Here is a 26,846-nt window from a genome sequence, read left to right on the forward strand (position 1 = left end):
CGCCAAAGGCGCGTGCGAGTTTGCCGTCCGTGTTGATGGCGTTGTTAGGTTTCATTGCGACGGCCAAAAAAGAAAGCTAGACAAGAGAACCCACACGCCTGACACGAACAGATAGCTGCGCGCGAATCGATTCTTCCGGCGGCGGAAATACATGCTCAACGCGATGAGAACGACTATGAAGCCAACGATGGCTTGGATTCGAATAATGTCCGAGACACCAGCAAGCTTGGCTAGTCCACCAGCTCCGAGCGGGACTAGGAATAGCACGAAGCATAGTAGCTGCGGCTTATCTTTGGAATTTGCTTCCATACGTTTCAGAAACCTAACTCTTCGGCTGAGCCGCGAGCAAAAGCGCCTCGCTTTTGCGAGTCGGGCACGCGCAGCGTGCGAACTCCAGCCGATTGTTAGCCCTCTCAGTAAGGTCGCTCATAGATTTCCCTAGCCAGCGGGGCGTCAACTTCCCCGTTCTCGAAGTATAGAAAAGATGTGGAGAGTGGCGTCTTGCTACCACCTCGCTGCTCATTCGAGCGAGTTGGGTCGGTGACTGCTACTAAGATGTGCAGGTACTGGCCACCATCTTTCGTTCCTTCCTCAAGCACCTGAAACTCGAACTGGAGAAAATGGCCGTCCGGTCCACGCTGTTCAGTGAATGTCTGCCCGTCGCGGTAAGACTCCCGCAAATCTTGCCATGCCCACAGAATCGGGATTGCATCCATGAACGCGTACAGTTGCGTGACTAAGGCAAAGTCAGAGGCCATCTTGTTTCCTTGGCTAACGACAACAATGAGCCGCGCGGCGGGATGACGCTGAGGAAGGGCGCGTATGTTTCACCGCGTCGGCTCCATTGTTTTGTTAGCTGCGATACAACCTAGTGCTTCTGCGTACTCAGCGGATGAGAACGAGGGACATTGAAGGACAGCTTCGATGAACTCACGTGGCGGGCTGTACTCGTGCGCTTCCACGTAGTGCGAGATCATCTGCGGAGCGACATAGAGCACTCCGGCACCGGGCACGGCAAACTCACCGACGCCTCGAGCCTCGCCACACAACGAGCAAAGATGTGGACCGGCACAAACGGGCCAGCCACATGCACTGGAACTCCGCGACCAATCTGCAGCGAGCTTGGCCAGGCGCCTCCGGAATTCGACCGACGTTTCGGCCACCGAGAACTGATGCTCTTTCTCAAGCCAGCCGATCGCCCGGATTTGAGGACCCGAGGTGATCATCGTCTCAGTACAGAGGTCGCGGTAGTACATGAAGCAGCTAACGCCCCGGCTGAGCCGCGAGCAAAGGCGCTTCGCCTTTGCGAGTCGGGCGCGCAATGCGCGCGAACTCCAGCCGGATGTTAGGCCATATCTTTGACGAGTTGGAGTTCCACGCCATGATTTGATGCCTCCTTCCTGAGCATGTTGATCAATCCGCCCGCCGCCCCTGAAACGGAGTGGGGACATGAAATGAATATCGTGATTGGCGATTCTGCCCCGAACTGTGCCTGGAAGCTCTGACTCGCCACTTCCCGCAAGTAGTTGCCGATCTTTTGCCGCAGACGGCCTAGCGTATCAGCTGAGTCATCAAGAGGGCCGCTGCAAACAACAACTAGATCTACTCCGCCATCGAGACGCTCGCCGACGATATCGAAGGCCTCGAGATTCTGAATCGGGGGCTCGAAGTCGCTCATGCCTGGCCTAACTAATATGTAGACGACCTAAGTGACGTAATCCAATCAGGCAGTGACCGAACTAGCATACATTTTTCCCAACGAATTCGCATGCTTGTAGCGCGCTTCTTCCCTGATGTCGAGTCATGATAGGTGGCATGGCGGAGCTGTGGCGATCTGCCGGGCAGAGGTTGCCCGCTATAGCCCGTGGCACCGCTTCAGATGCTATCTAACGGGCTTACTACTCCACGTCCTCCCCGGTTCAGAACATGCGTATAGATCATAGTCGTCTTGACATCGGCGTGCCCAAGCAGCTCTTGCACCGTTCGGATGTCGTAGCCACGGGACGATTACGGAGATTATTGAATCGGCTTCAAGGCAGAAGGGATTCAATGTGGAGGAGCCAGGCGTCATGATCGAGTCGCCACCGTTCGGGCTACTGTTCTTGCCAGTCGCCACCTTGGTCCATGACCCGATCGTTCTGGTCCACCGCAGTGAAGCCTAACAAACGAATCGAGTGCGCGCCCGTCGGGCGCCCGACTCACAAAAGCCTCCGGCTTTTGCTCGCGGCTCATTCGTGGCGTTGGGCGTCAAGCCTATGAGCCATCCGCTTTTCGAACTTGTCTCTGCACTCGAAAGCTGCCACATTCATTTCACTTTGCAGCGGCATCGTCCCGACACGATCTTGGTTACGATTACACTCGTTGGTGAGCGCGTGGAAGTTGACGTGTTCGAAGATGGACACATGGAAGTGTCGCGGCTCAAGGGAAGCGAAAGCATCGTCGGGGGCAAGGACCTCGTCTATGAACTCATCGAAGCAGAAAAGTAGTCGGGTCGTGCCCAACAAGCCGCTGGTTACGACTCGCAACGGCGAAGCGCCGTTGCTCGCGGCTCAAGCGGGGCGTTATACCAGCTGAAACTGTGCGCACATCGACGATTGTGCTGTGCTTATGCCTCGTGCCGATTGCTGCATGTGAGCGGGCCATACCCCCGGCTGAACGGGCAGCGCGGACGGCGGTTGCAGACGAATCCGGAGCGGCGATGCTCCCGGAGTCGGAGAATCCGCGTTGGCTCCACCCTGTTCACACGAACGGAGAGATCAGATGCCAAGAGTTTCGAGTCTCAATCGTCGAACTGCTGGCCAACCCGGCGCAGTGGCACGATAAGGATGTCGTCGTCATCGGGTTTGCGGCAGTCGGTTTCGAGCACTCGGCGATCTACATCCATCGCGAGGACATCGAAGCCGGTATCATGCCGAACGGTTTATGGCTCGAACTCCCGAACGACTCCCTGTCTGCTGAACTGGACAAGGGAGCCTATGTTCTAGTGCGAGGAAAGTTTGATGCGAAGGCAGGAGGACACATGAATGGCTTCAACGGAACGATTCGAGCAACGAAAGTTCTGCTCTGGGGGCGTTAGGGACGCGAAGAGCTCGTATAACAACGCGCTCCAGCCGACGTGCGAAGACGCACGCGGCTGAGCGCAGACGTTAGCGCTCAAAAGACAATGACATCGCAGCCAGCAGATAGTCCGGATGCGGTCCGTACGGGTTTCGGCTGGAAACTCAAGTTGGCGTTGCTACTGCCCAGTGCGCTGGTATTAGCCAGCATAGTGGCAAGCTTCTTCATCTTCTCATACTACATTGACACTGCGTTTCTCGTGGCGTCCGCTGTCGCACTGGTTGTCGCAACGACCGCGATGGTAATGCTCATTCGCCGTCCGGCGCTTCGATTGATCGGAAGCATTATCGTCACCGTACTCGCGGTGATGGCGTCGCTGCCGGCGTTCCTGCTTCTAGTCTTTGTCGTGTACATGATCGTCCCAGTCACGCCCTGGGAGCGGGAGGCGATCTCCACCGCAGAGACATTTGTCGAGAGAAACGGTTACACCGCGGCCGGCCATCCAAAGGGTCTGCCGGTGCTCGCCAACGACATCATGGACTTTGGTCCGGCCGACGAAATTGCACAGTCACGCAGGAATGCAGTACAACCGCGAGCGGTGGGCATTGTAGGCGTTCCCGGGTTTGGGTATAGCGTACTGTTTGAATACACGCGCCCACCTCCACGTATCAACGATATGCCTCGCAGCCTGTTCGTTGTGCAGATCGAAGCGGATGGTAAAGCGCGCAAACCGCACTTGATGCCCACGTATCCGGATTGGTGGTATAAGAAAAATGAGCGCTAGCAGGCCATCGAGTTCGCGCCCTCCGGCCGCCCGACTCATTCGCGGCGTTAGGCCCGCAAAGGAGGTTGCTATGAAGGTAGAGATCACAAAAGCACCAGTCGCACAGACGGAAATGCTCATTCGCAGACCTGTCTCAGAGGTGTTTGAGGCTTTCATCGACCCCGATATCACAACGAACCTCTGGTTCACGAAGAGCAGCGGCCGACTCGAAGTTGGTCATGGAATCACATGGCACTGGGAGATGTACGGAGCGTCAACGTTGGTGCTCGTAAAAGCCATTGAACTCAACGAACGTATTCTGATCGAGTGGGACGGATACAGCGGTCGCACCATGGTTGAATGGAAGTTTTCCGCGCGCGACGATGCAACGACATATGTTGCCATCACAGAGTCTGGTTGGACGGGCACTGGAGACGAACTCGTCAAGTACGTTGGCGAGTCGACTCAAGGGTTCACCTGGACGCTTGCAGGCCTCAAAGCTTTCCTTGAGCATGGCATCAAGTTGAATCTTGTGGCGGATAAAAAACCAGATGCGCACAAGGATGGTTGGCAGCGGGCCTAACAAGCCGCTGCAGGCGACGCGCGAAACGCGCGCGCGTGAGCGGCGGCGTTAGCCACTGAAGGGGGAAATATGAATGGCGAGTGAGTTTGTTCTCGTGAAGACGGCCCACCCTGTTGATACTCCATTCGATCCGCTTGATCTGGATAGCGATCCAGCATTCAAAACGGAGGACTATCGGAAGGTGGCGGAACAGATATGTTCGGATGCCGTTTGGAACGGAGAGGAAGGGACAGGATCGATGTTCGGCCATGCCGTTGCTCTGACCCCTACGGATGCCTGCCTCTTCATGAGTTTCGCAGCTCTTTTGACTTCGGTCGAAGCCGATCAACTCGCCAGCCAAGCGTTGGCGCTTGGAGCGGTAGTGTTGGACGCGGAGAGCGTAGACATGTTGTCTGGTCGGTTCGAACTGTAATCCATATCGCTGCATGGCTAACAAGCGCGTCAAGTTCGTGCCCTGGGGGCACCCGACTCGCAAAAGCGATGCGCTTTTGCTCGCGGCTTACGCGCGGCGTTAGAAGTGCAGTCAACCATGTCCCCTCTTGGCAAGCTCGAGTCAGCGCTTTGTGATACGAACGGCGTGTACATCGGAGCGGAGCAGAACGCAGAGGAGTACCTTGCAGCACTCCGATCTGACATCCGTTCCCATGTGTGCGAGCCCTTTCAGCTCAGTGCTACCGTGATGGCGCCTGGCTTTCCGGATGTTCCGGTCGGTAGTGTACCGACCGGGCAATGCGTCGCTTTCCGCGAGGGCTATTGGCTGATCTATGAATCAGAGAAGGATCGCTTTCTCTGCTTCTGGGGAACTGACAGGAACAGCTTGGGCGCACATGGCGTCTATGGCAGTCCGCTCTACTGCTGGTCGGCATGAGCACTTCTAACAGCATGTTGGTTCCGACTCGCAAAGGCGAAGGGCCATTGCTCGCGGCACAACGTGAGCGTTGGGCATCATGAGCGCAGATCATATTGCCGAGATCGCTCCGATGATTAGTCTCATGCGTTCGCTTGTGTACCTCGGACTCGTACTGGGCTCGGTGGCCCAGACTTCAGTCGCGGATCGGGCGGCGTACGGTGGAGTGCGGGACATCGCGGCGCAGGGGACTACGATCACGGTGCGGCATCATCATGATTGGTCGCGGATACCGGTCAAGGACGATGGATGGGTCCTACGATACTCGGCTGCTACGCCCTTTGGCATCGACCAGGAGACTTCCAACCTGGTGTTCTACTCCTCGCAGGGCGCGCTCATCGCCCGCACCTCGAGTCCACCGCTGACCCATCTGAAGATTTTGGCCGATGATAAATATGTCATCGGCCTCTCTGACATAAAACATCTCAATGACACTCAACTCGTCGTGTTCAGTCCGAACGGCAAGCTTCTGTTGAGACGGCGGATCTCGGCCAACCTTTATTGCTTCGACGTGGCGGGATATCAGGCGCTGAGGCAGAAGCATCGGGAAGCATTCAGTCAACTGGACAGGCACTCACAGTCGTCGCACAGCAGTTATGGTTGGCGAGACGGTGACCGTATTTATTTGGAGATCGCCGGCGGCATAAGCGAAGCGTATTGGACCGCTTTAGCAAAAGATGTGCTGCCGGCAGTCTGCGCCTCTCCCCTGTCCTCGAATTTCAGCGAGTCCGCTACCAACTGGATACACTGGTACTCCCAGACGGATCCGCAGCCTCGGATCGTGGAACGACATGGACGGCCGTTCGAAGTTCGGTTGAGGGATCCCCAAGGTATCGAGTTTGGAATCAAGTTCGAACTCACGCCTTTGCAAGGCGAGCAGGCATTCGACGAGAAATTCTGACTTGGATCTCTTTACGCCTCATCCGACCCGCCCGAGTTACGCAACCACGTTGCTGAGCTGACAAAGCGCACGAGATGACTGAGCAGGAACCGCGTCAGCTGCGCCGCATCCACTCCGGATCGGGAATCTCATGAAACGCATGACGCAGGCTTTCGCTCCAACGGGTGCGGATCATTCTGAAGTAGGCGTGATTCTCGTCGATGTTCACGTGGCTATGGACCTTGAGCTCATCGGTCTTGATCGATAGCAGATCCAGGGGCACGCCCACTGACAGATTCGACCGAATCGTCGAATCCATGGAGATCAACGCGCACTTCGCACCCTGTGCGAGACTCGTGCTGCGTGAGATGACGCGATCGAGAATGGGCTTGCCGTACTTGGACTCGCCAATCTGGAAGTACGGCGTATCCGCGGTGGCCTCGATGAAATTGCCGGCCGCATAGATACAAAACAGCCGCGGCGGCTCGCCCGCGATCTGGCCGCCGAAAATCAGCGACGCGTTGAATTCGATATGATGCTCCTTCAACGCATCGGCGTCGCGGCGATGAACCTCTCGCAGCGCGTCGCCGACGCTGAGGGAAGCTTCGAACATGTTCTTGGCGCCCCAGATGCTTACGCCCGGCTCGTTCTCGTGCTCGTGCAAAACATTCACGACCGACTGCGAGATCGCCAGGTTGCCTGCCGTGAGCAGCACCATCACGCGCTCGCCCGGGCGCTCGAATACCGTCACCTTGCGAAAGGTGCTGATCTGATCGACGCCCGCATTGGTGCGCGAGTCGGACAGGAACACCAGGCCGGCATCGAGCAGCATGCCTACGCAATAGGTCATAGCAGTGACTAGTGGCTAGAGATCAGCGAACGTTCGGGAAGATAGCTGGCAACGATAGCCGATGTGGCGGGCTGTGGGCCAGAGATTGCGGCTTGTGACTACTGCTGGGCCGAGGCCGCGACACGAACCGCGACCTGCATTTCTTCCGGGCCACCGCCGCGCCGAACGCCGCGAACCGGGCAGGCATCCAGGTAATCGCGTCCGACGGCGAGCCGGCAATGCCGGCCGTCGGTGGGCATGCGATGGGTGACGTCGATGGACATCCAGCCTTGCTCGCGACCGGTCCAAACGTCCACCCAGGCGTGGCTGGCGATCTCGCCCTCCTTGCCAACGTAAAAATAACCGCTGACGTAGCGCGCAGGAATACCAGCGCTGCGACAGCACGCGATGTAGACATGCGAATGATCCTGACAAACACCCGCCCCGCGCGCGAAGGCTCGTGAGGCCGATTCGTGCACATCGGTTGCGCCTGTTTCATAGCGCACTTGTTCACACACGGCCTCTGCGAGACCGAGCAGCCGTGAGGGCATGTCGCCTCCGGGCTGCAGGCGTGAACGAGCGAAAGACAGGATGGCTTCATCCGGGCGCGTCAACGGCGTCTCGGCCAGAAAGGCCAGAGGTGAAATATTGCCTTCATCGGGCAGCGGCGCGGCCGCAGTGTCGGCAATCTCCACCACGCCGTCGACGACGATGCGAATCTCGCGATGCGGCTCATCCAAGGTCAACAGATGCACGATGTTGCCGTAAGCATCCACCTGCGAACGACAACGGCCCGGCACGGACATGTTCCAACTGAGCGCACGCTGCACGGGATCGCGGCGAGGAGTGAGGCGCAGGCTCTGCACACTGCGCTTGACTGGTTCGCCGTAGCGATAGAGCGTTTCGTGTCGGATATGCAGTTGCATGGGTTTCTCGTCAATCGGTTGCCGACACCAGGAAGTCACGCGACACGCGATCGCCGAGGCCGCGCACCTGGCCGAGGAAGCGCACGAGATACTCGTGCAGCCCCATCTCGAACACGCTCTCGATGCGACCGAAATGCAGCGACGCCTGCAACTCACCTGCACGCCTTTCGGTTTCGGATGATTGCGAGTTACGGACTGCCTGCAAATGCGCGTACACCTGAGACATACATCGCCTCAGCGATCGTGGCATGTCGTCGCGCAGGACCAGGAGCTCGGCTACGCGCCTGGGCGTGATCAAATCGCGATAGACACGGCGGTAGATTTCGAATGCCGATACGGAATGCAACAACGCGCTCCACTGGTAATAGTCGGCGGCGCCGCCAGCCTGCTCGCCGTGGGGCAGCAGCAGGTGATACTTCACATCGAGAATTCTGGCGGTGCTGTCCGCGCGTTCCAGGTATGTTCCCAACCATGTGAAGTGCCAAGCTTCATCGCACAGCATCGTGCCCTGAATCACGCCACGGGCGACGTGCGAGCGGTACTTCACCCATTCGAAGAAATTGCCGACTTCAGCATCGGTGGACGGCCGCTGGCTGGCCTCGCGCATTTCCAGCCAGGTCGCGTTCAATGTTTCCCAAATCTCCGATGTGAGCGTACCGCGCACGGCGCGTGCGTTTTCTCGCGCGGCGCGAAGGCAGCTGTAGATGCTGAGCGGGTTGTCGCGATCGAAGGCCATGAAGGCGATGACGTTGGATGAGGTGACGGAGTCGTAGCGTTGCCGGAAAGCGTCCATGAGACCGATGATGGTCAGGGTGGCGATCCAACCCTGCTCCAGGACTTCCGCGCCCTGCGGGAGCAGCGACATGCGACAGTTGACGTCGAGCATGCGAGCGAGGTTTTCGGCGCGCTCGGTGTAGCGGGCCATCCAGTAGAGATGGTCGGCGGTGCGGCTCAGCATGCTCGTACGCCCGTCGCGCTCATCATCGCTCCAACACCCACGTATCCTTCGTCCCGCCACCCTGCGAGGAATTCACCACCAGCGATCCTTCGCGAAGCGCCACGCGAGTCAGGCCGCCGGGAACCAATGTCACTTCCCGGCCGGACAGCACGAAGGGTCGCAAGTCGATGTGCCGAGGTGCGATGCCGGATTCGACGAAAGTGGGACAGGCCGATAGCGCCAGAGTAGGCTGCGCGATGTATCTCTCCGGCGAGCGCAGGATGCGTTGACGGAAGGCATCCAGCTCCGCGCGACTGGCGGCAGGGCCGATGAGCATTCCATAGCCGCCCGCTCCATGAACCTCCTTGACGACCAGCTCACCAAGGTGAGCCAGCGTGTACGCCAGATCTTGCTTCCGCCGCAACACATAGGTCGGCACGTTCGACAGCAGCGGCTCTTCGCCCAGATAGAAACGAACCATCTCCGGCACATAGGGATAAATGGACTTGTCATCCGCCACCCCCGTGCCGATCGCATTGGCAACAGTCACGTGCCCAGCGCGATACGCGGCAAGCAAGCCTGGGATGCCCAGCATGGAATCCGGCCGAAACACCAGGGGATCGAGGAAGTCATCGTCGATGCGACGATAGATCACATCGACTCGCTGCGGCCCTTGAGTCGTGCGCATGTAGACGAACTCGTCGTCGACGAACAGATCCTGCCCTTCGACCAGCTCGACGCCCATCTGCTGCGCCAGAAACGCATGTTCGAAATACGCGCTGTTGTAAGCACCGGGCGTGAGCAGCACCACCGTCGGATCGTTCACGCCCGTAGGTGCGACGCTTCTCAGATTCTCCAGCAGCAAATCCGGATAGTGTTCGACCGGCGCCACCGAATGCAGCGCGAACAGCTCAGGAAACAATCGCATCATCATGCGACGATCCTCGAGCATGTACGACACACCGGAGGGCACGCGCAGATTGTCTTCCAGCACGTAGAACTCACCCGCGCCCGCACGCACCACATCCACGCCGGCGATGTGCGCATAGATGGAGCCCGGCACATCGATGCCCTGCATCTCCGGCCGATATTGACCGTTGCAAAGCACCTGCTCGGCTGGAATGCGGCCCGCCTGCAGAATCTCCTGCGAGTGATAGATATCGTTGATGAAGGCGTTGAGCGCGCGCACGCGCTGCTTCAGGCCCGCCGCCAGATGTTTCCATTCGCCGGCCGGAATGATGCGGGGAACGATGTCGAAGGGAATCAGCCGCTCGGTGCCGGCCTCCTCGCCATAGACGGCGAAGGTGATGCCGACGCGATGAAATAACGTGTCGGCCTCGGCGCGTTTGCGAGCGACGCGCTCGCTGGGAATACGGCTCAGCCAGGAGGCGAAGGTCTTGTAATGCTCACGCACCTGCCCGTCGCCGGCATGCATTTCGTCGTAGGGAGTCGCCGACATCCAGACCTCTGTTGTGACCCGGCCGATTCATTCCGGCGGGCGAGCCTGGGCAACGCTGCCGCGGCTCGAACTCGATGTCGGAGCAGGGAGCGAAAAACGTGCCAGTGGCAACAGCACGGAAATTGGCGTGATTCGCGAGCGGGGCCGGAGGAAGTCCGGAGATCACGCACCAACGCGAGGCCTGGAGTGCGACCCTCGCGCACGATGATGGGGCGATCACCCCATCATCGTTCTCACCGCGTTTACGGCATCTGGATCTTGCCGCCGCCGCGACCGCCAGTGATGCCTGGGACCGGGCCCTGCGGCACCACCAGTTGCGACGCCTGCTGGCGGCGCATTTCCTGGATCTGCTGCACAGTGCGCTCGATCGCTGCCTGCGCGGCGGGGGAAAAGCCCACGACGGCGTCAGCCAGGGTCTTGCCCTCGATTTCGAAATTGATCGGCACCGGGCCCATGTTGGTCATGATCTCGGCCTGGCCGAGAAACAGCACGGGGCGGCTGGGATCGGGCGTGCCGTCGGCGCGCACCGGGGACAGGCGACGGATAGCGCCGACGCGGCGGTCGGTGAAATTGTCCTCCTGGTAGAGCCCTTCCGGGTCCATCTGCGGGTCTTGATTGCGATCGTCAGCCATGTAGAAACCTCTAATGAATTCGCCCGCTTGCAGCAGGTTGCGGATATCGCGTCGGCTTATGACAGTAGACCAGCCGGCGCTGCCATCTTCAAGGCAGCGATGCTATTCGTCCGCGCCGTCAAGGCCGGTACAATGGGGTCATCTTTAATGAGAGCAACGGGCGCCCGCCCGATCAGTGCCATGCAGGAAACCGACAATCCCTTCAGCGAAGCCTTCGGCAAAGCCGTCGATCTGGGCAACCGGATCGCCGACACGGACGACAAGGCCGATATCTGGGACATCGCCGACGGTTTGCTGGCAGGCGCCGTGCAGTATTGGCTGTACTCGCGCCAGCCCTGCTCGGACCCGGAATGCGAGGAGTGCCAGCCCATCAGCACCGCACAGGGCCGCATCGAGGAACTGCGCAAGTTGATGCGTCAGTTCGCCGAAGAAAGCGAATATTTCCATTCGCCCACCGACCGCAACGTCGGCCGCGCTTGAGATGCGCGCTGCCTGCGAGTCACCGCAGCGGCCGCTCGATCACCACGTTAGTTGCTGTTTGTCAACGCTGCGCGCGTGATTTTTTCGCAGCAAAAAATAGTTCGCGCGTACGTCATTGATCCGTAACGCGGCGTAAATGCAACAGCGGAATGCGATGGCGTTTTGCGATCCAGCGCACACCGCCTGAAGCGTGTCGCCCTTCACACTTTCTCCCGTGACCTCGTGCGGGAGACCGATGCGGTGGGAATGTTGAAGAATTTGAAGCTCAGACATCGCGCGTACGTGTGCGCATACAACTCGTTTCGATTCGCCGCGCGGCTGCGTGGCGACCTGAGCGAGTTCGCGCCCTCGATCGCCGAAACATTGGAGAGCGTCGGCGACGAGCTCGCCGCGCTGGCGCGCGACAGCTGTCCGAACGAGAACGAGCGACGGCAGCTGATCGAAGGATTGGAAGGCGCTCTGCGCGCGCTCGGCTTGTCCGATGCGGCTCAGGTGCACATCGTCGCTCAGCTCGCGCCTCGCATCATGGCGGGCGAGCCAGCCTCGGCCAGCAAGGAAGCCTGGACGCGTATCGCGGTGTGAACGTGGTCACCAAACGAATCTGAACGCCGCCAGAAAATTGACCAGATGAGACATAACCTCAAGCCCGCCGCAGCCTGTCAACCTGTCGCCAATACAACTGTCTGCTGAAAGCGACCTGACACCTTGACTTATGGCCTGGTCGTGCCGATGATCAAGCCGTTCCTAGTCGATATTCCTGGGCAAACTCGCCGAAAGGCGAGGACGCAAAGCTTCCGGTCTAACGGATTCATTTCCTAAGACAGCGGGGTTGCCACGGGGCCGCCTGCGACAGCGGCAACGGTTTCGCCAAAAAAGAAAACAGCGAAACCGCCGTGCACGAGCGCGATGCGCATAAGCGCGCTCCCTTCCCCGTCGAAATGTGTCCATCGGGCTCGAGTTGCGTCCACCGCAAGCGGGCGGTGTTCCAGCGGCGAAACGGGTTGGGGAAGGACAGTGGACGACAACACCAGCAAGGTTTATGTGGAGCCGGACAGCTCACATGCGCCGCTCGTAGCCCAAAACGCGGGCAGCGGCGCTCAGCTGTTCGTCATCAACCTGTGCGCGTCGATCGCGCCGGTGTCGACGACCGGAAGAAACATTCCCGGTCTCGAAAACTACAAGCTTTATCAGGTCGCGCGCGTCGAGGACGGGCGCACGCGGCATCGTCTGCGCCTCGGCTTCTTCACCAACGAAGCGCATGCTGAACGCGTTCTCACTGTGGTTCGCCAACAGTATCCGACCGCATTCACCACCAGCCTCAGCGATGAAGATCGTCGCTTCGCTCGTGGCTACTTGCCCGCCAACTCTGCCCCCGCGCCGCGTCCCGCTGTTGCTGTCGTCAACACGGCTCCGCCGGCGCCCGCCGCTCCTGCTGCTGCGGCTCCGGTCCCCAAGGCCGCTCCTGTCGCACCGAAGGCCGCTGCTCCCGCTGCGGCGAAGCCTGCCCAACCTGCCGCGGCCAAGCTTGCCCCTGCCGCGAAAGCGCCCCCTACCGAGAAGCCTGTTGCTGCTGCCAAGGCGCCCGCTGCGCCGAAGCCCGCGCAGCCTGCGAAAGCCGCTGTGGCCAAGGCTCCTGTCGACGAAGTCGTCGAGATGACGTGGGAGCCCGATGAAGAAACCAAGGCCGCGGCCAGCTCCGCGTCCCTGCCGAAAATCAAGGCACTGACCGAGGCCGTCGGCCTCGATGAATTGAGCTGGGATGAAGAGGCGCCCACGCTGGCTCCCGCCCCGGCTTCCTCCAAAGAACCTCTGGCGGTCGGCCTGTTGAGCGGCAAGTTCGCCGCGCTCGACGCCAGCAAGATCAAGAGCGGTAAATCAGCTGCGCCTGAGGCTGCCGCTCCTGTCGCGAAGGCCGCTGCCAAGCCTGTGACGCCGCCAGCGCCTGTCGCTGTGCCGCCGAAACTCGATCCGGCTGCCAGCGTGCGTGTGCCTGCTCTGACGTTCTCCGATCCTGAACCCACGCCGGCTGCCGCTCAGAAATCGAAAGCTGGGTCGAACGAGCCGTATCACGTCGGCAAGGGTGTGCGGATCGAAGATGTCGAAGCGTTCGAGCTCGACCTCTATGACGATGCGCCTGCTCAGCCGGCGGCTGCGGCCAAGAAGGGCGCGCCTGCGAAGCCGGCCGCCAAGCAGCCTGCTGCTCCGGTGGCCAAGAAGATCGAGGCGCCGGCCAAGCCGGCCGCTCCAATTGCGGCGAAGCCCGCTGCGCCGACCTTGAAGCAGGTTCCGCCTGCGCCGGTGCGCGAGGCGTCGCTCAAGCATCCCAACCTCGACAGCACGCAGACCATCCGCGCGCTGACGACGGAAGAGCTGAACGACGGCGCTCAGGAAAAATGGTTTGCGATTCAGCTGGCGGCCTCCGAGCAGCCGGTCAATCTCGACACCATGCCGCACCTGGACATCTTCGAGGCGTACAGCCTCTACTCCGTGGCCACGGCGGGCAGCGGCAAGATCGTGCATTCGCTGCGCTTGGGCTTCTTCAAGGAAGCGGTGTCGGCGGAGGCGGTCGCGGGTTATCTGAAGACGTTCTTCGCCTCGCCGTCGGTGCTGCGAATCAGCGTCGCGGAGCAGGCGCGCTTCAAGGATGCGCCGCAGCCCCGTCGAGCCGAGCCGGAGGAGCCGAAGAACAACGTGGTCGAGTTGAGCAACGCCCGAGCGAATCGCGCGCCGGTGGTGCCGACGGTCACGATGGAAGTCGATACTTCGGCGACGGGTGCGTTTCGGCCCAATGCAACGGGTGCATTCCGCCCGAATGCGACCGGTGCGCTGAACTCGGCCACCGGCACGTTCAAGCCGGGCGCCACTGGTGCGTTCAAGGCGAACGCGACTGGGGCGTTCAAACTGAATGGCACCGGTGTTCATAAGGCGCTCGACACGCGTGTTGCGGCTAAGTCTGCTAGCCCTGCGACCAAGCGCGCGGATCTTACTGGCAAGCACAAGTCGCTCAAGAAGAGCCTGGCTGAGGAACTGCTTGAGGAGGCCCGCGAGGTCGAGCTGTCGGAGAGTGGCATTCGCAAGCTTCCTCAGAACAACTCGCTTCTGTCTCGGCTTCTGGGCAAGAAGAAGTAGCTTTGTAACTTTCGTGGTGCGCGGCGCCTGCCGGAGGAGATGCCTTCCCGGCACCGCTGCACCCGCCGCGCGTCGCTGTGGCGGTGAGGCCCCAGAAGAGCACAATCATCGATATCGATGGCGGTGGGTCGCCGCTGGTCAGCGGTAGGCGTGGTTATACACGCTGGTTTGGTGCTGTTGGGTGCGGCAAACTGCGGCGTCTTTCGTTAGGGGCGCGCTGTGGATATTCGTACTGCCGATCTTTGCGACCAATTCAGCGACGAACTGGACGTCTGCGAGCCGATGTTTGGCGACTTCGGCGGGTACGGGCAGTTCGGTGGGCAGATCGCCACCATCAAATGCTTTGAGGACAACTCCCTCGTTCGGGAATTAACGGCTGAAGCGGGCAACGGCCGTGTGCTCGTGATCGACGCGGGCGGCTCGATGCGGCGCGCCGTGGTTGGCGATGTGCTCGCGAAAAAAGCCGTCGACAATGGCTGGAGCGGCATCGTGGTGTACGGCTGCATTCGCGACTCCGCCGCCATGGCCGACATGCCGATCGGCGTCAAAGCGCTCGGCACTCACCCGATGAAAACCGACAAGCGTGGCGAAGGACAACGCGACATCCCCGTGCGCTTCGGCGGGATCACCTTTCGCCCGGGCGACTGGCTGTACGCCGACGAAGATGGCGTGATCGTCGCTCGCCGGGAGCTCGTCAGATAGCACACATCACGCCAGCCCGACTGCGCGAGCGATTAGAAACATCCCAGCGCAGACGATGAAAGCTCCGAGCGCTCGGGCGACGCGCTGCCCGGCCGGCGCGAGGCGCTCGAGCGTGATGGCAATAGCGACCGCAGTCATGGCGCGAAGGTCCATCACGCCAATCACGAGCAGAATGGCAGTAAGCCCCGCACAGCAGTAGCTGCAGTGAAGGCCGAGCCGCAAGCCATGACGCCAGGCGCCGAGAGCGGAGATTGAAGAGGCAGGCAAGCAAACGTTGGCGCCGCGGCAGCAGGCCAGGTGATGCGCCTTCCAACTCGTGAACTGAAGGAAGCCGGCGATCACAACGACGATGCCCACGGCAATGGGCACGCCGCGAGCCAGCGTGGGCTGCTGCATTTCGACGGCTGCGAGCGAAACGCCAAGCGGGAATGCCGCAACACCGATCAGCGTCCAAACAAAGAAATATCCCGCGGCAACAATCGCAGTCAGACGAGCAAGCCGCGAGGTGCCAACTGCAGCCACGGCCTGCCGGTAACGCAACAGCATGGGTAGCAATGATGGCAGCATCATCGCCACCATCATCACCGACCACATAGCCACGAACGACAGGGCGGCGCCCGTCCATGTCTGTCCCGGCATTCGCATCCATGCCATGGACATGGTCCACCCGCCGGGCATGGGCATGCCACCCATGGTCGACATGGACGAGCACCATACGAAAGTCACAATGGCGCTCGCCACGAACGCCAATGCCGAGACGCAGAAGAAAACCCGTTGCGAAACCTGTGCAGTAGCCATCGCGTGATCTCCTGCGCTCGATCGTCTAAAGCTCAACGCGCGCCGGCTTGGGCGTACTCGTCACGGCGTCGCCACCAGACGTTTTGCTCGTTGCGACCCTTGGGCGCGCGATCGAGCCACTGAAACATGCCCCACAATCCGTCGAGACCACGCGCATAGGTGGAATAGGTGTGATAGATGACACCCTTCTCCACCACGAACGCGCTCAAGCCCGGCCGATCGCGCGCGTAAGTGGCGACATCGGTGCCGCACATGGCCGCGTTGTCAGACACCGGCGGCGGTACTTGAGTGGCCGCATCCATCGCGTGCCCGTCCCGCTCGAAGTTGTATTCGATAGTGCCTGCACGCTGCTGCTTCTCAGTGAAAGAAACGTTGAAATCGAAGTTGAAGTCGCCACCGTTCGAAGAGACCCACGGGAAGGTCCATCCCATGCGGCGCTTGTACGCCTGCAGCTTCGCCAGCGGTGCGCGAGAGACCACGGAGAGCGTGACGTCGTGGTTCGCCAGGTGAATCACGTTGCCCGCGAAGCCGTCCGCGACGGCCGAGCAGGACACGCAACCCGCCTTGTAATCCGGCCCGAACATGAAGTGATAGACGAGCAGCTGCGAGCGGCCTTGAAAAAGATCGGCCAGCGTCGCAACGCCCTCCTCGGTATCGAATCGGTATTCCTTGTCCACCCGCACCCACGGCAGCGCCTGACGTCGCCTGGCCAGTTCGTCCGCCTGCCGGGTATGCTGCTTCTCCGCCTCGAGCAGATCGAGCCGCGCGGCCAGCCATTCCTGTCGTGTTGCGATCGTATGTGTCGCCATCACTGTCTCCGTTGCAAATTCCGCCTCGTTCGTGAGTTAGATTAGGGCAGGGTCGACAGGGCCGGGGAGTGACAAGTGTGACGGGATTCCGATGGACTCGATGATCACAGCCGCAGCGCGTGCGCTCGCCGCGGGCGATCCGCTAGGCGCATTGAAGCGAGTCGCCTTGCGCGACGATGCTGCTGCCCTGGCATTGCGAGGTATTGCCATGGCGCAGCTGGGCGATCTGGTTCGAGCCAAGATGCTGGTGCGAAGCGCGGCTCGTGCGTTCAGCCCCAAGGAAGTGGTCGCCAAAGCGAGATGCGTGGTCGCCGAAGCCGAAATCGCCTTCGCGATGCGCGATCTGGGCTGGCCGGAAAAAGCGCTCGATGCCGCTCGCGCAACGCTGGAAGAGCACGGCGATCATGCGAACGCCGCGCACGCGCGCTACCTGGCGACGCGTCGTCTGTTGCTGATCGGGCGCATCGACGAGGCAGAACGCACGCTCAACGAATTCGATGCAGGAAAAATCCCACCGGCTTTGCGAGCCGCGCACGAACTGGTTGTCGCAGGAATTGCCATGCGCCGCCTGCGCACGAAGGACGCTCGAAATGCGCTCGCTCGAGCCAGGCAAGCGGCGCACCACGCAGGCATCTACGCGCTGACTGCGGAAGTTGAGAGCGCATATAGAACATTGGATACACCCGCCGCGCGTCTGATCGCACGCGGCGAGGAACGACTGCTCCTGCTGCACGAAGTCGAAACGCTGATGTCCTCGAAGGCGCTGATCGTCGACGCATGCCGCTATGTTGTACGAGACGAACGCACGAATGTTTCGCTCGCCACGCGTCCCATCCTCTTTGAACTCGCTTGTGCTCTCGCCGAGGCGTGGCCCGGCGATGCGCCGAGGAATGCACTCATCGCGCGAGCGTTCAGGACCAGGCATCCGGACGAGACGCACCGAGCGCGATTACGAGTTGAGATGGGACGCCTGCGCAAACTGCTTCGCCCGGTTGCAAGCGTCAATGCAACGAAGGACGGTTTCTCACTGATGCCGCGTCGAGCACGCGAGGTCGTCGTACTCGCGCGGCCCGTCGCCGAAGAGCACGCCGCGGTGCTCGCATTTCTGGCGGACGGCGAATCGTGGTCGAGTTCCGCTCTGGCGCTTGCACTCGGCGCGAGTCAGCGAACCGTGCAGCGGGCGCTGGATTCGCTGGCAGCGGCCGGCAAAGCGCAGTCGTTCGGTCGCGGCCGAGCACGTCGCTGGATGACGCCGCCCGTGCCCGGATTCACGACCACCTTGTTACTCCCTGCCCCGCTGCCCGGCGACTAGTATGAATCCACACCTCGCATCGATAGCTTCGGAGCAAGATCATGAAAAAATCCACAGCCACCATCCTGCATGAGTACGGCCCTCTCGAGGGCGTCGAGAACATCGGCGGGGTCACCTACGACGGGCAACAGGTCTGGGCTGCCTGCGGCGACAAACTCGCGGCCATCGACCCTAACACCGGCAAATTGGTGCGCTCGCTCGACATCGCCGCGCACGCCGGCACGGCGTTCGACGGTCGGCATTTGTTTCAAATCGTGGAGGATCGAATTCAAAAAATCGATCCGAATACCGGCGGCGTGCTCGCATCCATTCCCGCCCCCGGTGGCGGTGCCGACTCGGGCCTGGCCTGGGCGGAGGGATCGCTCTGGGTGGGCCAGTATCGCGAACGCAAGATTCATCAAATCGATCCGGAAACGGGCGCGATCCTGCGCACCATCGAATCCAATCGCTTCGTCACCGGTGTGACCTGGGTGGATGGCGAGCTCTGGCATGCCACCTGGGAAGGTGAAGAGAGCGACCTGCGTCGTATCGATCCACGGACTGGGGAAGTGAAGGAGCAGGTCGACATGCCCGCCGGCGTGTTTGTTTCAGGGCTCGAGTCCGACGGCGCCGATCGCTTCTTCTGCGGCGGTGGGCGCAGCGGGAAAGTACGCGCCATTCGCCGGCCGAAGCGCGGCGCCTAAAGGCGCATCTTCTGTGCGTAGCCGGTCATTTCCAGATAGCCGCGGCCGACCGGTTTACCGTTCTCGAAGGCGCGCACCGCGCCTTCCCAGTAAATCGTGCCGGTGCTGCCGCTGGCGTCGTTTTCCTGATCGTCCATCAGCGGACGCAGCGTAAAGACGCGGTCGCCGACAGTGACCTGCCATTCGACGGGATATCGAACGCCGGTGCGTGAGGAGCGCCAGTGACGCAGCGGCTTCCATGCCACCGCCTCGGGTTTGTATGAGATGTCTTCAGCGGCTCCGGCCGGCCGCAGTTTGGCGGCGGCCCACAGCTCGCTATCCTGCGGGCCGCGCATTTGGAACATCATCAGCGCGCCGCCGTCGTCCAGATTGAGGCCGATCCAGTCCCAGCCCTGAGCGCGTTCGTCGACGATGGCGCCGGACCATTCATGATCGAACCAGGCGACGCCGCGCACCGTTTGGTCCGCTCCTTCGATGGCGACCCGGCCGGTGACCGCGAGTTGAGGCAGGCTGTAGTAATAGCTGGCGGAGCCGACGTCGGGACCTTTTTGACTGAAGCCGCGCTCGCCTTGTAACAAGGGCGGCGCCTGCGGCTGCAACTGCAGATCGATCTGCAGATCGCCGGTCTTCGCGACGGCAATGTATATATCGCCCTCCCGGCGCAGCCGCCAGTCGTCGATATGAACATCGAGCGAGCCCTCCGCCGCTTCCGCCAACCCAAAGCCAGCACGGGCGGATTTCTCGTGATGTAACAGCGAGCCGCGTTTCGGATCGCTGACGGCGAGATGAGCGAACAGCACCTGGCGCAGCGCGAAGCGCGATGGATTGTTCTCGTCGATGCCGGTGCGCGTGCGAAAGAACGTCAGCTGAAAGCCGATCGGATCGCCAGCAGCGCCTTCGAGCCAGCCGGTGACGTACCACCATTCCGTTCTGAACTGAGGGTGACTGCCTTCGTCGCGAGGAAACTGGATCTCATATCCAGGCACGACCTTGGGGAAAATCACCTCGGCGCGCAAGCCTGACATCACCAGCGTAGCCACAGCGAATGCTGTGCAGAATCGCGCGGCTAGCCGGGCGATTCTCCGGAGGCCGAGCACACCAAGATCAGCCGGCGATGAGTAGGCGCGACTGCGGCAGACCGCACGCATCACCAATCCTCCCTGACAGCGCGCACGACTTCTCCGCCCATGGCCTGGCGCCCGCTCACAACGGCAATGAGCGCGGCCGCACCGATCAGCGCTGCACTCAGCCCCGCGAGCAAACCCAGCGGCGCATGCAAATCCATGCTCCAGTGGAACGACTGCCGATTCACCACGTAGATCAAGATCAAACTGATGACTGCGCCGGCGAGCAATCCAACGACCACGCCCAACGTGCCGAGAACCGAGCCCTCGATGGCCAGCATCCCCGCCACCTGTCGCCGCGTAAAGCCCAGATGGCGCAGCGCGCCGAATTCACTGCGGCGAGCCAGCACCTGAGCGCTGATGCCGGCCGCAATACCGAACAATCCAATCGTCACCGCCACCAACTCCAGCAAGTACGTAATCGCAAACGTTCGATCGAACGCCGCCAGCGACAACGCGCGAATCTCACGCGGCGTGCGCAGATCGTGCTCGGTGCCTGGCGGCAACAGGTCGCGAATCGCATTTCCTATCGCGGCGATATCGGCCGACTCCTCCAGCCAAAACCACACGGTGTTGATCGCGCGATCGCCGGTCAGCGCCAGATAGTCGTTCCGATCCATCACGACGGCGCCGTTCTGATGCTCGTAATCTCGCCACACGCCGCGCACTGACGCGGCGACGGTCTTGCCGCCCAGCGTGAGCTCGATCTGGTCGCCCGGCGAAATCGCAAACAAATCCGCGGCCGCCTCGCTGATCCAGACGGGCAGCGATCCCTCCGGCACGTCAGTAGCGGCCGTGCTCATCATCCACAACGCTTCGTCGGGACGCTCGCGATCCAAAGTCCGCGCAATCACAGTGAGCGCCGGCCGGTCGGCCGACAGCTGCGCGCGAGCGAAACGGCTGTATGCGACATGATCAACCCCCGGCACGCGCGACATCGACTCAGCCAGCCCTTCATCGAGGAAGGCCGATTGCCCCACATAGCCCACGCGCACATATAGATCGGCAGGCAACACCTTCTGGGTCCACTGATCGAGCGAATCGCGGAACGACGTGACCATGATGGCCATCGACACCATCAAGCTGAAGCTGACGATGATGGAAGAAACACTCAAGGTCGCGTAGCGCGCCGTGCCGGAGATCTGCGCGATGGCGATCTCGTATGGAATATGGCTCGAGCGCGGCGCATGGCGCAGTACGAAGCGAACCACCGACGGCATTGCAATTACACAGGCGATGAGCAACAACGCAATCGCGACGAAACCCGGCAGCGGCAGCCCGGCGATGGGAGGCAGACTCACCGCGATGGCCGCCAGCACGGTCAACGTCAGGACCGTCCAGCCATGCGGACGAATCTCGCCACTGGTGATGTCGCCTGCTTTCAGCGCGCTCGCCGTCGGCACACGAGCGGCATCGAGCGCGGGCCGCAGCGCGCCCGCCACGGCCACACCGATGCCCAGCAACGAGAACACCGCGATTTCCGCGATATGCACATTCAAGCCAGGCGCGAGGCCTCGGAAGTAGCCGGCGCCGAGATCCGCACCCAATGCGCTCAATCCGAGGTTCGCAATCATCACTCCAAGTACGATCCCAATTGCGGCGCCAAGCACACCGACGATCACGCTGCCCGAGAGCATCAGCAAGAGTTGCTGTGAGCGGGTCACGCCGATGGCATGCATGACCGCAAACTCACGACGCCTGCGCAACGCTGCGAGTGACTGCGTTGAGTAAACGAAGAAGCCGCCTGTGAACAACGCGACCAACGCGAGCGCCGTGAGATTGGATCGGTAGGCACGCGACAGGCGGAGTGCGTCATCGCTCGCTTCCCCTGGCGTCGTGACTTTCACCGAGGCGGGCAATATCGATGTGAGCGCCGCCCTGACCTGCTCCGGGCTCGTGCCAGTGGCAAGACGTAAGTTGATGCGAGACAGCTTGCCCAACCTGCCGAACACCCACTGCGCGGTAGCGATGTCGACCACGCCGCCAAACTCCTGCAAGGCTGCCGGCGGCAACACGCCGGACACGCGCAGTCGCTCGCGTTGCACGCCGACCTGGAACTCGACGAACTCGCCTCGCTCGAGCTGCAACTCACGGGCTGCGGTGGCGCTGAGCAAAATCGTGCGAGCGTCGAAAGCGCCGGTCGTGTCCTGTTCAGACTCATCGTCTGCGGCTCCGCGCTCGTCAGCGCCGCCGCTAACAATGGCAGCGGCAAACGCAGGCTGCAGCAGCTGCGAGCGAAAGCCGTCCAGGCCGATCAACGTCAACGCGCCGCGCTCGCCCACCAGCTTCGCTTCGACTTCGACCACGGGACTCGCGACGGACACGCCAGGCACGCGCGCCACCATTGGATACAGATCCTCATCGAAGCCTTCGCTGCCGCCTTCCACGGCCAGGTCGGCCAATCCATAAAGACTGCGCGCAGCGAGAGATATCTCGTCCGCGGCCGAGCGGTTGATCAAATAGATGGCAAGCCCCAGCGCCACGCCGAGCGCGATAGCCAGCACCGCGAGCAAGGTGCGCCCGGGTGACCGCCGCATGGGGCCGACGATCGCGGCTTCGATGAGCAGCGAGGGAATCACGACCGAGGGTGAGTGGCTGCAGCTCGTGGCGCCAGTCCGTGTCTGGAAAGTTGCAGGATGCGATCTGTAGTGGTCGCAGCGAGTTCCGAATGCGTGACGAGGATACCCGCCGCGTTGTCACGCTTGAGCTGAGCAGCCAACAGTTCGAGCACTTCAGCCGCGGAGTCCGCGTCGAGATTGCCAGTAGGCTCGTCGGCCAGAACCAATGCCGGACGATGCGCCAATGCACGAGCGACGGCGACTCGTTGCATCTCGCCACCCGACAGTTGTGAAGGAGACGCATCGGCGCGCTCCAGCATGCCCACGGCGTCCAGCAATTCGCGCACGCGATCCGCCGCTTCGCGACCTTGCCGACCGTTCAGCGCCAGCGGCAACGCGACGTTCCGCTCGACACTGAGATGCGGCAACAAATGAAACGCCTGAAACACGAAGCCCATGCGCGCCCGACGCAAGCGCGTGCGCGCATCGTCGTCAAGCGCGCTGATGTCACGACCGTCGAGCGAGATGCGCCCCGTGTCCGGAGTGTCGAGTCCGGCAATCAGATTGAGCAGCGTCGATTTGCCCGTGCCGGACTCGCCCATGACGGCGACGTACTCGCCCGCCGCGAGCTGCAACGAAACGCCACCGAGTACCCGTCTGGGTGGCGGTCCGCCGAAGGACTTGCTGATGTTCTCGACCTGTAACATCGCGGGCGCGACGCCTCGCGATCAGAACGCGATGGTGAGGCCGAGCGCCGCGTGATATTGCAGCAGGGTGTCCGACTTGGTCCGGATGGCGCACGCACCGCCGCCTTCGTCGGACACACAAAAAATGTTGCCGTCAGTGTCGAGCAACGAGACGAACGCGCGGACATCGAAGCGCACGCCGATACGTTCGGTAATCGGCACTTTGACGCCGGTGCCGACCGTGAACGCGAACTTGGTTTCGTCATCCAGCCCGGACTGGTCGGGGCTGAACCTTGCCGCGCCCACGGTGAGACCGAAGTATGGGATCACGCGCTTGGCATCGGGATTGCTGACCGTGCCGCCGATCTGCAGGTATTGCACATCCAGGTCCAGAGGAATGGCGCCGCCGATCTCGCTGCTCTGCTGGACATACAGCAACTCGTAATGTCGCCATTGGTCGGCGGCGGCGTTGAAGATCACGCCGAAGTCGTTGTCCTCTTCGATGTCGCGATCGGTGTTGCTGGCCGGGTCTTCGAATTCGCCGCCGGCCATGTAGCCGAAGAACGGGGTGATCTCGTAGTTGGGATAGTCATCGACCGGCGCTTGCGCGGCGGCCGTCCCGGCCACCGCCAGCAGCGTTACGCCAAGCGCGGCGCGCATCGCGACGCGCGCGGAAAACTGTCGTGGAAAGAACCACTTACCAATATGCCAATGCATAGCCTAAAGACTCCTTCGGGAAGGCCGGCGCGGCGACCGGACTTGCAGTCGCGCGGCTTACGTTAACATGTCGCAGGTCGATTGCCTGAACGACGCTCACCTCACGCTATTCGCAGCCGCCGTGCAAACGGTCGCGGCCCAGTGACGCAACGAAGCCAAACATGAAGTGGTCGGGTTTTCTGGTTGCCGCCGTGTTCGCGGCGCTCACGTTCGGCCTGTGGGCCTACGTGAACCGGCCGACCGCCGAGCCGCCATGGCCGGCGCACGTGCAGGGCATGGCGTTCTCGCCGTTTCAGGCGGGACAGGATCCGATCGTAAGGAACCTGCCTGGGGAGCAGCAGATCGATAGCGACCTGCGCTTGCTGTCCGGCAAGGTGACCGCGATCCGCAGCTACTCCACGCTCAACAGCCTGGGCCTGATTCCGGAGATCGCCGCACGCCATGACATCAAGGTGACGGTCGGCGCTTGGCTGGATCGCAGACTCGCCACCAACGATCTGGAAGTGGCCGCCGCCATCGAGCTGGCCAACAAACACGCCAACGTGATCCGCTTGGTGATCGGCAACGAAACCATCCTGCGTGGCGACCTGACAGTCGCACAGCTGATCGAACAGCTTGATCGGGTGCGCGACGCGGTGGCGCAACCGGTCAGCACGGCGGAACCGTGGCACGTCTGGGTCAGCAATCCCGAGCTGGTCGAACACGTCGACTATCTGGCGGTTCATATGCTGCCTTATTGGGAAGGCATCCCGGTGGAGCAAGCCATCGATTACATCGATGCACGCATGGACCAGCTGCAGCGCGCGTTTCCCGGCAAACCCATCGTGATCGCGGAAGTCGGCTGGCCCTCGGACGGTCGCACCCGAGAAGGCGCGGTGGCGTCGACCAGCAATCAGGCGATGTTTCTGCGACGGTTCCTCGATCGCGCCAAGGACGAGGGCTATATCTATTACCTGATGGAAGCTTTCGATCAGCCCTGGAAGGCACGCTATCAGGGCGCCGTCGAAGCGTACTGGGGCGTCTACGATGTCTACCGCCAGCCCAAGTTCGAATTCGTCAAGCCGATCGTTCGCATTCCACAATGGCAGACGCTCGCCACAATTTCAGTCGCGATCGCTACTGTGATTCTCTGCCTGCTCTACGTCCACAGCCTCGCGTTGGGCACGCGCGGCCGCAGCCTGCTCGCGGTCGTGGTGTATGCGGTGGCGACCACGATGGTCTGGATCATTTACGACTACTCGCGGCGCTATCTCACCGTCGCGAGTGTGTTGATCGGCACGTTGCTGATCCTCGGCATGCTCGGCGTCATCGCGGTACTGCTGACTGAAGCGCTCGAATGGGCCGAAGCCCGCTGGGGCAAGCCTCGCAAGCGGCCGTTCGTCGCTGCGACGGCAGGCGCCGAGTTACCCAAGGTTTCGATTCACGTGCCGGCGTACAACGAGCCGTCGGCGATGTTGATCGAAACCCTCGACGCCCTCGCCCGTCTCGATTATCCGGACTATGAAGTCCTGGTCATCGACAACAACACCCCGGAGCCCTCCGTGTGGCAGCCGGTTGAACGGCATTGCCGGCAACTGGGCGAGCGCTTCAAGTTCTTCCACGTGGCGCCACTTGCCGGCTTCAAAGCGGGCGCGTTGAACTTCGCGCTGAAGCACACCGCCGCCGACGTGCAAATCGTCGCGGTCATCGACAGCGACTACAAGGTCGAGCCGCATTGGCTGCGCAGCCTCGTGCCCGCGTTCGCGGACGAGAAGCTCGCCATCATGCAGTCACCGCAGGACTACCGGGACGCCGAAGAGAATGCGTTCAAAGCGATGTGCTATGCCGAATACCGTGGCTTCTTTCACATCGGCATGGTGGTGCGCAACGAGCGCAACGCCATCATTCAACACGGCACCATGACTCTGGTGCGACGCTCGGCGCTGGAAAGCGTCGGTGGCTGGGCGGAATGGTGTATCACCGAAGACGCCGAACTCGGACTGCGCTTGTTCGAGCATGGCCACGAAGCACAGTACTTGCCGGTCACCTACGGTCGTGGCCTGATGCCGGAGAAGTTCATCGACTACAAAAAACAAAGGTTCCGTTGGGCGTACGGCGCGGTGCAGATCCTGCGCGCGCATGCCAAGATTCTGTTGAGCGGCGACCCGCGACTCACCCAGGGGCAGCGCTATCACTTCATCGCGGGCTGGCTGCCATGGATGGCCGATGGTTTGAACCTGCTGTTCAATATCTTTGCGCTGATCTGGTCGACCGCCATGATCGTCGCGCCGCATCGTTTCGATCCGCCGCTGATCATGTTCTCGGTGCTGCCGCTCGCGTTGTTCGCGTTCAAGATGGCGAAGCTCGCGCATCTGTATTCGTCTCGTGTCGGCGCGAACATCCGACAGACGATGGCAGCGGCGCTCGCGGGACTGGCCTTATCTCACGCCGTGAGTGTGGCGGTCGTGAAGGGTCTGCTGACTCGCAATCAACCGTTCTTCCGTACCCCCAAGGGCAAGCAACCGAGCGCGTTGATCGAAGGCTTCGCCGCCGCGCGCGCCGAGACTGCCTGGTTGTTGGCGCTGGTCATGGCCGCTGTCGGCCTGACGCAGCAATTCACCATCGCCCCCGGCCTGGTGCTTGGGATTCCCGAGGAGCTGAAGGCGCCGGATGTCTCGCTGTGGGTGGCGGTGCTGATGATCCAGGCAATTCCTTACGGCGCCGCCCTGCTCATGTCGCTCATCAGCGCCCTGTCTCTGCCCGCCCGGTGGCTGGGACGGCTACCGATGAGCACCGGCGTACCCGCCACGGCCGGCATTCGTGCTCCGGATTCTGCGGACTAGTTCCTGAAAGCGCGTTTTGCCGGCTTGCCCGGTCGAGGGCGCTGCCTATAATG

27 protein-coding genes, 1 pseudogene and 1 riboswitch are annotated in these 26,846 nt (G+C 61.5%); of the genes and pseudogenes, 13 read left to right on the forward strand and 15 right to left on the reverse strand.

Annotation, left to right across the window (positions count from 1 at the left end; all coding sequences use genetic code 11):
• Window positions 1-413: 413 nt before the first annotated feature.
• The 4 genes and pseudogenes from JM946_RS02365 to JM946_RS02375 form a co-directional block, all read right to left on the reverse strand.
• Complete coding sequence (locus tag JM946_RS02365; RefSeq protein ID WP_203165529.1) at window positions 414-758, reverse strand: hypothetical protein; 345 nt, start codon at window positions 756-758, stop codon at window positions 414-416.
• 69 nt (window positions 759-827) lie between these two features.
• Window positions 828-1,451 carry a DUF7919 family protein gene (locus JM946_RS31905; RefSeq protein WP_456115326.1) on the reverse strand — a complete coding sequence of 208 codons (624 nt, stop codon included), beginning with the start codon at window positions 1,449-1,451 and terminating at the stop codon, window positions 828-830.
• Window positions 1,346-1,678 (reverse strand): hypothetical protein, encoded by a 333-nt coding sequence (locus JM946_RS02370; protein WP_203165530.1) that lies wholly within the window; start codon window positions 1,676-1,678, stop codon window positions 1,346-1,348. Before JM946_RS02370 ends, JM946_RS31905 begins: the two co-directional genes overlap by 106 nt.
• Before the next feature lie 197 nt (window positions 1,679-1,875).
• Window positions 1,876-1,998, reverse strand: a pseudogene (locus tag JM946_RS02375) (tyrosine-type recombinase/integrase); the annotation flags it as partial.
• Window positions 1,999-2,255: 257 nt separating this feature from the next.
• On the opposite strand from JM946_RS02375, the gene JM946_RS02380 reads away from it, so the two are divergent.
• The 6 genes from JM946_RS02380 to JM946_RS02405 all read left to right on the forward strand — a co-directional run bounded on the left by JM946_RS02380 (window position 2,256) and on the right by JM946_RS02405 (window position 6,211).
• Window positions 2,256-2,486, forward strand: a complete 231-nt coding sequence (locus JM946_RS02380) for a hypothetical protein (RefSeq protein WP_203165531.1) — start codon at window positions 2,256-2,258, stop codon at window positions 2,484-2,486.
• Window positions 2,487-2,698: 212 nt separating this feature from the next.
• Complete coding sequence (locus JM946_RS02385) at window positions 2,699-3,076, forward strand: hypothetical protein (RefSeq protein WP_203165532.1); 378 nt, start codon at window positions 2,699-2,701, stop codon at window positions 3,074-3,076.
• 87 nt (window positions 3,077-3,163) lie between these two features.
• Window positions 3,164-3,841: a hypothetical protein gene (locus JM946_RS02390; protein ID WP_218042559.1), complete on the forward strand. Its 678-nt coding sequence runs from the start codon at window positions 3,164-3,166 to the stop codon at window positions 3,839-3,841.
• A gap of 70 nt (window positions 3,842-3,911) precedes the next feature.
• Window positions 3,912-4,403 carry an SRPBCC family protein gene (locus tag JM946_RS02395; RefSeq protein ID WP_203165534.1) on the forward strand — a complete coding sequence of 164 codons (492 nt, stop codon included), beginning with the start codon at window positions 3,912-3,914 and terminating at the stop codon, window positions 4,401-4,403.
• A gap of 73 nt (window positions 4,404-4,476) precedes the next feature.
• Window positions 4,477-4,815: a hypothetical protein gene (locus JM946_RS02400; protein ID WP_203165535.1), complete on the forward strand. Its 339-nt coding sequence runs from the start codon at window positions 4,477-4,479 to the stop codon at window positions 4,813-4,815.
• Window positions 4,816-5,350: 535 nt separating this feature from the next.
• A complete protein-coding gene (locus JM946_RS02405) occupies window positions 5,351-6,211 on the forward strand; it encodes a hypothetical protein (protein WP_203165536.1) in 861 nt (286 codons plus the stop codon).
• Between the two features lie 94 nt (window positions 6,212-6,305).
• Here the strand turns inward: JM946_RS02405 and JM946_RS02410 are convergent, their stop codons facing one another.
• The 5 genes from JM946_RS02410 to JM946_RS02430 form a co-directional block, all read right to left on the reverse strand.
• On the reverse strand, window positions 6,306-7,040 hold the full coding sequence (locus JM946_RS02410; protein WP_203165537.1) for a proteasome-type protease: 735 nt from the start codon (window positions 7,038-7,040) through the stop codon (window positions 6,306-6,308).
• Window positions 7,041-7,138: 98 nt separating this feature from the next.
• A complete protein-coding gene (locus tag JM946_RS02415; protein WP_203165538.1) occupies window positions 7,139-7,945 on the reverse strand; it encodes a transglutaminase family protein in 807 nt (268 codons plus the stop codon).
• Window positions 7,946-7,955: 10 nt separating this feature from the next.
• The gene (locus tag JM946_RS02420; RefSeq protein WP_203165539.1) at window positions 7,956-8,903 is read right to left on the reverse strand and encodes an alpha-E domain-containing protein; all 948 of its coding nucleotides are present in this window, start codon (window positions 8,901-8,903) and stop codon (window positions 7,956-7,958) included.
• A gap of 22 nt (window positions 8,904-8,925) precedes the next feature.
• Window positions 8,926-10,341 carry a circularly permuted type 2 ATP-grasp protein gene (locus JM946_RS02425; protein WP_203165540.1) on the reverse strand — a complete coding sequence of 472 codons (1,416 nt, stop codon included), beginning with the start codon at window positions 10,339-10,341 and terminating at the stop codon, window positions 8,926-8,928.
• 242 nt (window positions 10,342-10,583) lie between these two features.
• Window positions 10,584-10,973 carry a hypothetical protein gene (locus JM946_RS02430; RefSeq protein ID WP_203165541.1) on the reverse strand — a complete coding sequence of 130 codons (390 nt, stop codon included), beginning with the start codon at window positions 10,971-10,973 and terminating at the stop codon, window positions 10,584-10,586.
• On the opposite strand from JM946_RS02430, the gene JM946_RS02435 reads away from it, so the two are divergent.
• The 4 genes from JM946_RS02435 to rraA all read left to right on the forward strand — a co-directional run bounded on the left by JM946_RS02435 (window position 10,953) and on the right by rraA (window position 15,284).
• Window positions 10,953-11,453 (forward strand): hypothetical protein, encoded by a 501-nt coding sequence (locus JM946_RS02435; RefSeq protein WP_203165542.1) that lies wholly within the window; start codon window positions 10,953-10,955, stop codon window positions 11,451-11,453. The two genes, JM946_RS02430 and JM946_RS02435, sit on opposite strands and share 21 nt — an antisense overlap.
• 222 nt (window positions 11,454-11,675) lie before the next feature.
• Window positions 11,676-12,035 (forward strand): hypothetical protein, encoded by a 360-nt coding sequence (locus JM946_RS02440; RefSeq protein ID WP_218042560.1) that lies wholly within the window; start codon window positions 11,676-11,678, stop codon window positions 12,033-12,035.
• A gap of 168 nt (window positions 12,036-12,203) precedes the next feature.
• Window positions 12,204-12,290, forward strand: a riboswitch (cyclic di-GMP riboswitch).
• A 177-nt stretch (window positions 12,291-12,467) separates the two neighbouring features.
• On the forward strand, window positions 12,468-14,582 hold the full coding sequence (locus JM946_RS02445; RefSeq protein ID WP_203165544.1) for a hypothetical protein: 2,115 nt from the start codon (window positions 12,468-12,470) through the stop codon (window positions 14,580-14,582).
• A gap of 219 nt (window positions 14,583-14,801) precedes the next feature.
• Window positions 14,802-15,284: a ribonuclease E activity regulator RraA gene (gene rraA / locus JM946_RS02450; protein ID WP_322110883.1), complete on the forward strand. Its 483-nt coding sequence runs from the start codon at window positions 14,802-14,804 to the stop codon at window positions 15,282-15,284.
• Window positions 15,285-15,290: 6 nt separating this feature from the next.
• On the opposite strand, the gene JM946_RS02455 is transcribed toward rraA, so the two are convergent.
• Window positions 15,291-16,082, reverse strand: coding sequence for a DUF2182 domain-containing protein (locus JM946_RS02455; RefSeq protein ID WP_203165545.1), 792 nt, complete (start codon window positions 16,080-16,082; stop codon window positions 15,291-15,293).
• A gap of 32 nt (window positions 16,083-16,114) precedes the next feature.
• A complete protein-coding gene (locus JM946_RS02460; RefSeq protein WP_203165546.1) occupies window positions 16,115-16,891 on the reverse strand; it encodes a DUF899 domain-containing protein in 777 nt (258 codons plus the stop codon).
• Between the two features lie 91 nt (window positions 16,892-16,982).
• On the opposite strand from JM946_RS02460, the gene JM946_RS02465 reads away from it, so the two are divergent.
• Together JM946_RS02465 and JM946_RS02470 are read left to right on the forward strand one after the other, a co-directional pair.
• Window positions 16,983-18,203, forward strand: a complete 1,221-nt coding sequence (locus JM946_RS02465) for a helix-turn-helix domain-containing protein (RefSeq protein ID WP_203165547.1) — start codon at window positions 16,983-16,985, stop codon at window positions 18,201-18,203.
• Window positions 18,204-18,244: 41 nt separating this feature from the next.
• Complete coding sequence (locus tag JM946_RS02470; protein WP_203165548.1) at window positions 18,245-18,886, forward strand: Vgb family protein; 642 nt, start codon at window positions 18,245-18,247, stop codon at window positions 18,884-18,886.
• Here JM946_RS02470 and JM946_RS02475 read toward each other — a convergent pair.
• The 4 genes from JM946_RS02475 to JM946_RS02490 all read right to left on the reverse strand — a co-directional run bounded on the left by JM946_RS02475 (window position 18,883) and on the right by JM946_RS02490 (window position 23,971).
• The gene (locus tag JM946_RS02475; RefSeq protein ID WP_203165549.1) at window positions 18,883-19,926 is read right to left on the reverse strand and encodes a lipocalin-like domain-containing protein; all 1,044 of its coding nucleotides are present in this window, start codon (window positions 19,924-19,926) and stop codon (window positions 18,883-18,885) included. The two genes, JM946_RS02470 and JM946_RS02475, sit on opposite strands and share 4 nt — an antisense overlap.
• A gap of 107 nt (window positions 19,927-20,033) precedes the next feature.
• Window positions 20,034-22,589, reverse strand: coding sequence for an FtsX-like permease family protein (locus tag JM946_RS02480; protein WP_218042561.1), 2,556 nt, complete (start codon window positions 22,587-22,589; stop codon window positions 20,034-20,036).
• Window positions 22,586-23,275 (reverse strand): ABC transporter ATP-binding protein, encoded by a 690-nt coding sequence (locus tag JM946_RS02485; RefSeq protein WP_203165551.1) that lies wholly within the window; start codon window positions 23,273-23,275, stop codon window positions 22,586-22,588. Before JM946_RS02485 ends, JM946_RS02480 begins: the two co-directional genes overlap by 4 nt.
• 21 nt (window positions 23,276-23,296) lie before the next feature.
• Window positions 23,297-23,971: an outer membrane beta-barrel protein gene (locus tag JM946_RS02490; protein ID WP_203165552.1), complete on the reverse strand. Its 675-nt coding sequence runs from the start codon at window positions 23,969-23,971 to the stop codon at window positions 23,297-23,299.
• A gap of 161 nt (window positions 23,972-24,132) precedes the next feature.
• Between JM946_RS02490 and JM946_RS02495 the strand changes: the two genes are divergently transcribed.
• Window positions 24,133-26,793: a glycosyltransferase gene (locus tag JM946_RS02495; RefSeq protein WP_203165553.1), complete on the forward strand. Its 2,661-nt coding sequence runs from the start codon at window positions 24,133-24,135 to the stop codon at window positions 26,791-26,793.
• The last annotated feature ends 53 nt before the right edge of the window (window positions 26,794-26,846 follow it).

The organism is Steroidobacter gossypii (assembly GCF_016801985.1).
Taxonomy (GTDB): domain Bacteria; phylum Pseudomonadota; class Gammaproteobacteria; order Steroidobacterales; family Steroidobacteraceae; genus Steroidobacter; species Steroidobacter gossypii.

What these genes read in the sequence shown, in the direction of transcription:
- JM946_RS02365 (WP_203165529.1), bottom strand. Translation starts at nt 758, where the DNA reads ATGGCCTCTGACTTTGCCTTAGTCACGCAACTGTACGCGTTCATGGAT.
- JM946_RS31905 (WP_456115326.1), bottom strand. Translation starts at nt 1,451, where the DNA reads ATGTCCCCACTCCGTTTCAGGGGCGGCGGGCGGATTGATCAACATGCT.
- JM946_RS02370 (WP_203165530.1), bottom strand. Translation starts at nt 1,678, where the DNA reads ATGAGCGACTTCGAGCCCCCGATTCAGAATCTCGAGGCCTTCGATATC.
- JM946_RS02380 (WP_203165531.1), top strand. Translation starts at nt 2,256, where the DNA reads ATGAGCCATCCGCTTTTCGAACTTGTCTCTGCACTCGAAAGCTGCCAC.
- JM946_RS02385 (WP_203165532.1), top strand. Translation starts at nt 2,699, where the DNA reads ATGCTCCCGGAGTCGGAGAATCCGCGTTGGCTCCACCCTGTTCACACG.
- JM946_RS02390 (WP_218042559.1), top strand. Translation starts at nt 3,164, where the DNA reads ATGACATCGCAGCCAGCAGATAGTCCGGATGCGGTCCGTACGGGTTTC.
- JM946_RS02395 (WP_203165534.1), top strand. Translation starts at nt 3,912, where the DNA reads ATGAAGGTAGAGATCACAAAAGCACCAGTCGCACAGACGGAAATGCTC.
- JM946_RS02400 (WP_203165535.1), top strand. Translation starts at nt 4,477, where the DNA reads ATGGCGAGTGAGTTTGTTCTCGTGAAGACGGCCCACCCTGTTGATACT.
- JM946_RS02405 (WP_203165536.1), top strand. Translation starts at nt 5,351, where the DNA reads ATGAGCGCAGATCATATTGCCGAGATCGCTCCGATGATTAGTCTCATG.
- JM946_RS02410 (WP_203165537.1), bottom strand. Translation starts at nt 7,040, where the DNA reads ATGACCTATTGCGTAGGCATGCTGCTCGATGCCGGCCTGGTGTTCCTG.
- JM946_RS02415 (WP_203165538.1), bottom strand. Translation starts at nt 7,945, where the DNA reads ATGCAACTGCATATCCGACACGAAACGCTCTATCGCTACGGCGAACCA.
- JM946_RS02420 (WP_203165539.1), bottom strand. Translation starts at nt 8,903, where the DNA reads ATGCTGAGCCGCACCGCCGACCATCTCTACTGGATGGCCCGCTACACC.
- JM946_RS02425 (WP_203165540.1), bottom strand. Translation starts at nt 10,341, where the DNA reads ATGTCGGCGACTCCCTACGACGAAATGCATGCCGGCGACGGGCAGGTG.
- JM946_RS02430 (WP_203165541.1), bottom strand. Translation starts at nt 10,973, where the DNA reads ATGGCTGACGATCGCAATCAAGACCCGCAGATGGACCCGGAAGGGCTC.
- JM946_RS02455 (WP_203165545.1), bottom strand. Translation starts at nt 16,082, where the DNA reads ATGGCTACTGCACAGGTTTCGCAACGGGTTTTCTTCTGCGTCTCGGCA.
- JM946_RS02460 (WP_203165546.1), bottom strand. Translation starts at nt 16,891, where the DNA reads ATGGCGACACATACGATCGCAACACGACAGGAATGGCTGGCCGCGCGG.
- JM946_RS02465 (WP_203165547.1), top strand. Translation starts at nt 16,983, where the DNA reads ATGGACTCGATGATCACAGCCGCAGCGCGTGCGCTCGCCGCGGGCGAT.
- JM946_RS02470 (WP_203165548.1), top strand. Translation starts at nt 18,245, where the DNA reads ATGAAAAAATCCACAGCCACCATCCTGCATGAGTACGGCCCTCTCGAG.
- JM946_RS02485 (WP_203165551.1), bottom strand. Translation starts at nt 23,275, where the DNA reads ATGTTACAGGTCGAGAACATCAGCAAGTCCTTCGGCGGACCGCCACCC.
- JM946_RS02490 (WP_203165552.1), bottom strand. Translation starts at nt 23,971, where the DNA reads ATGCATTGGCATATTGGTAAGTGGTTCTTTCCACGACAGTTTTCCGCG.
- JM946_RS02495 (WP_203165553.1), top strand. Translation starts at nt 24,133, where the DNA reads ATGAAGTGGTCGGGTTTTCTGGTTGCCGCCGTGTTCGCGGCGCTCACG.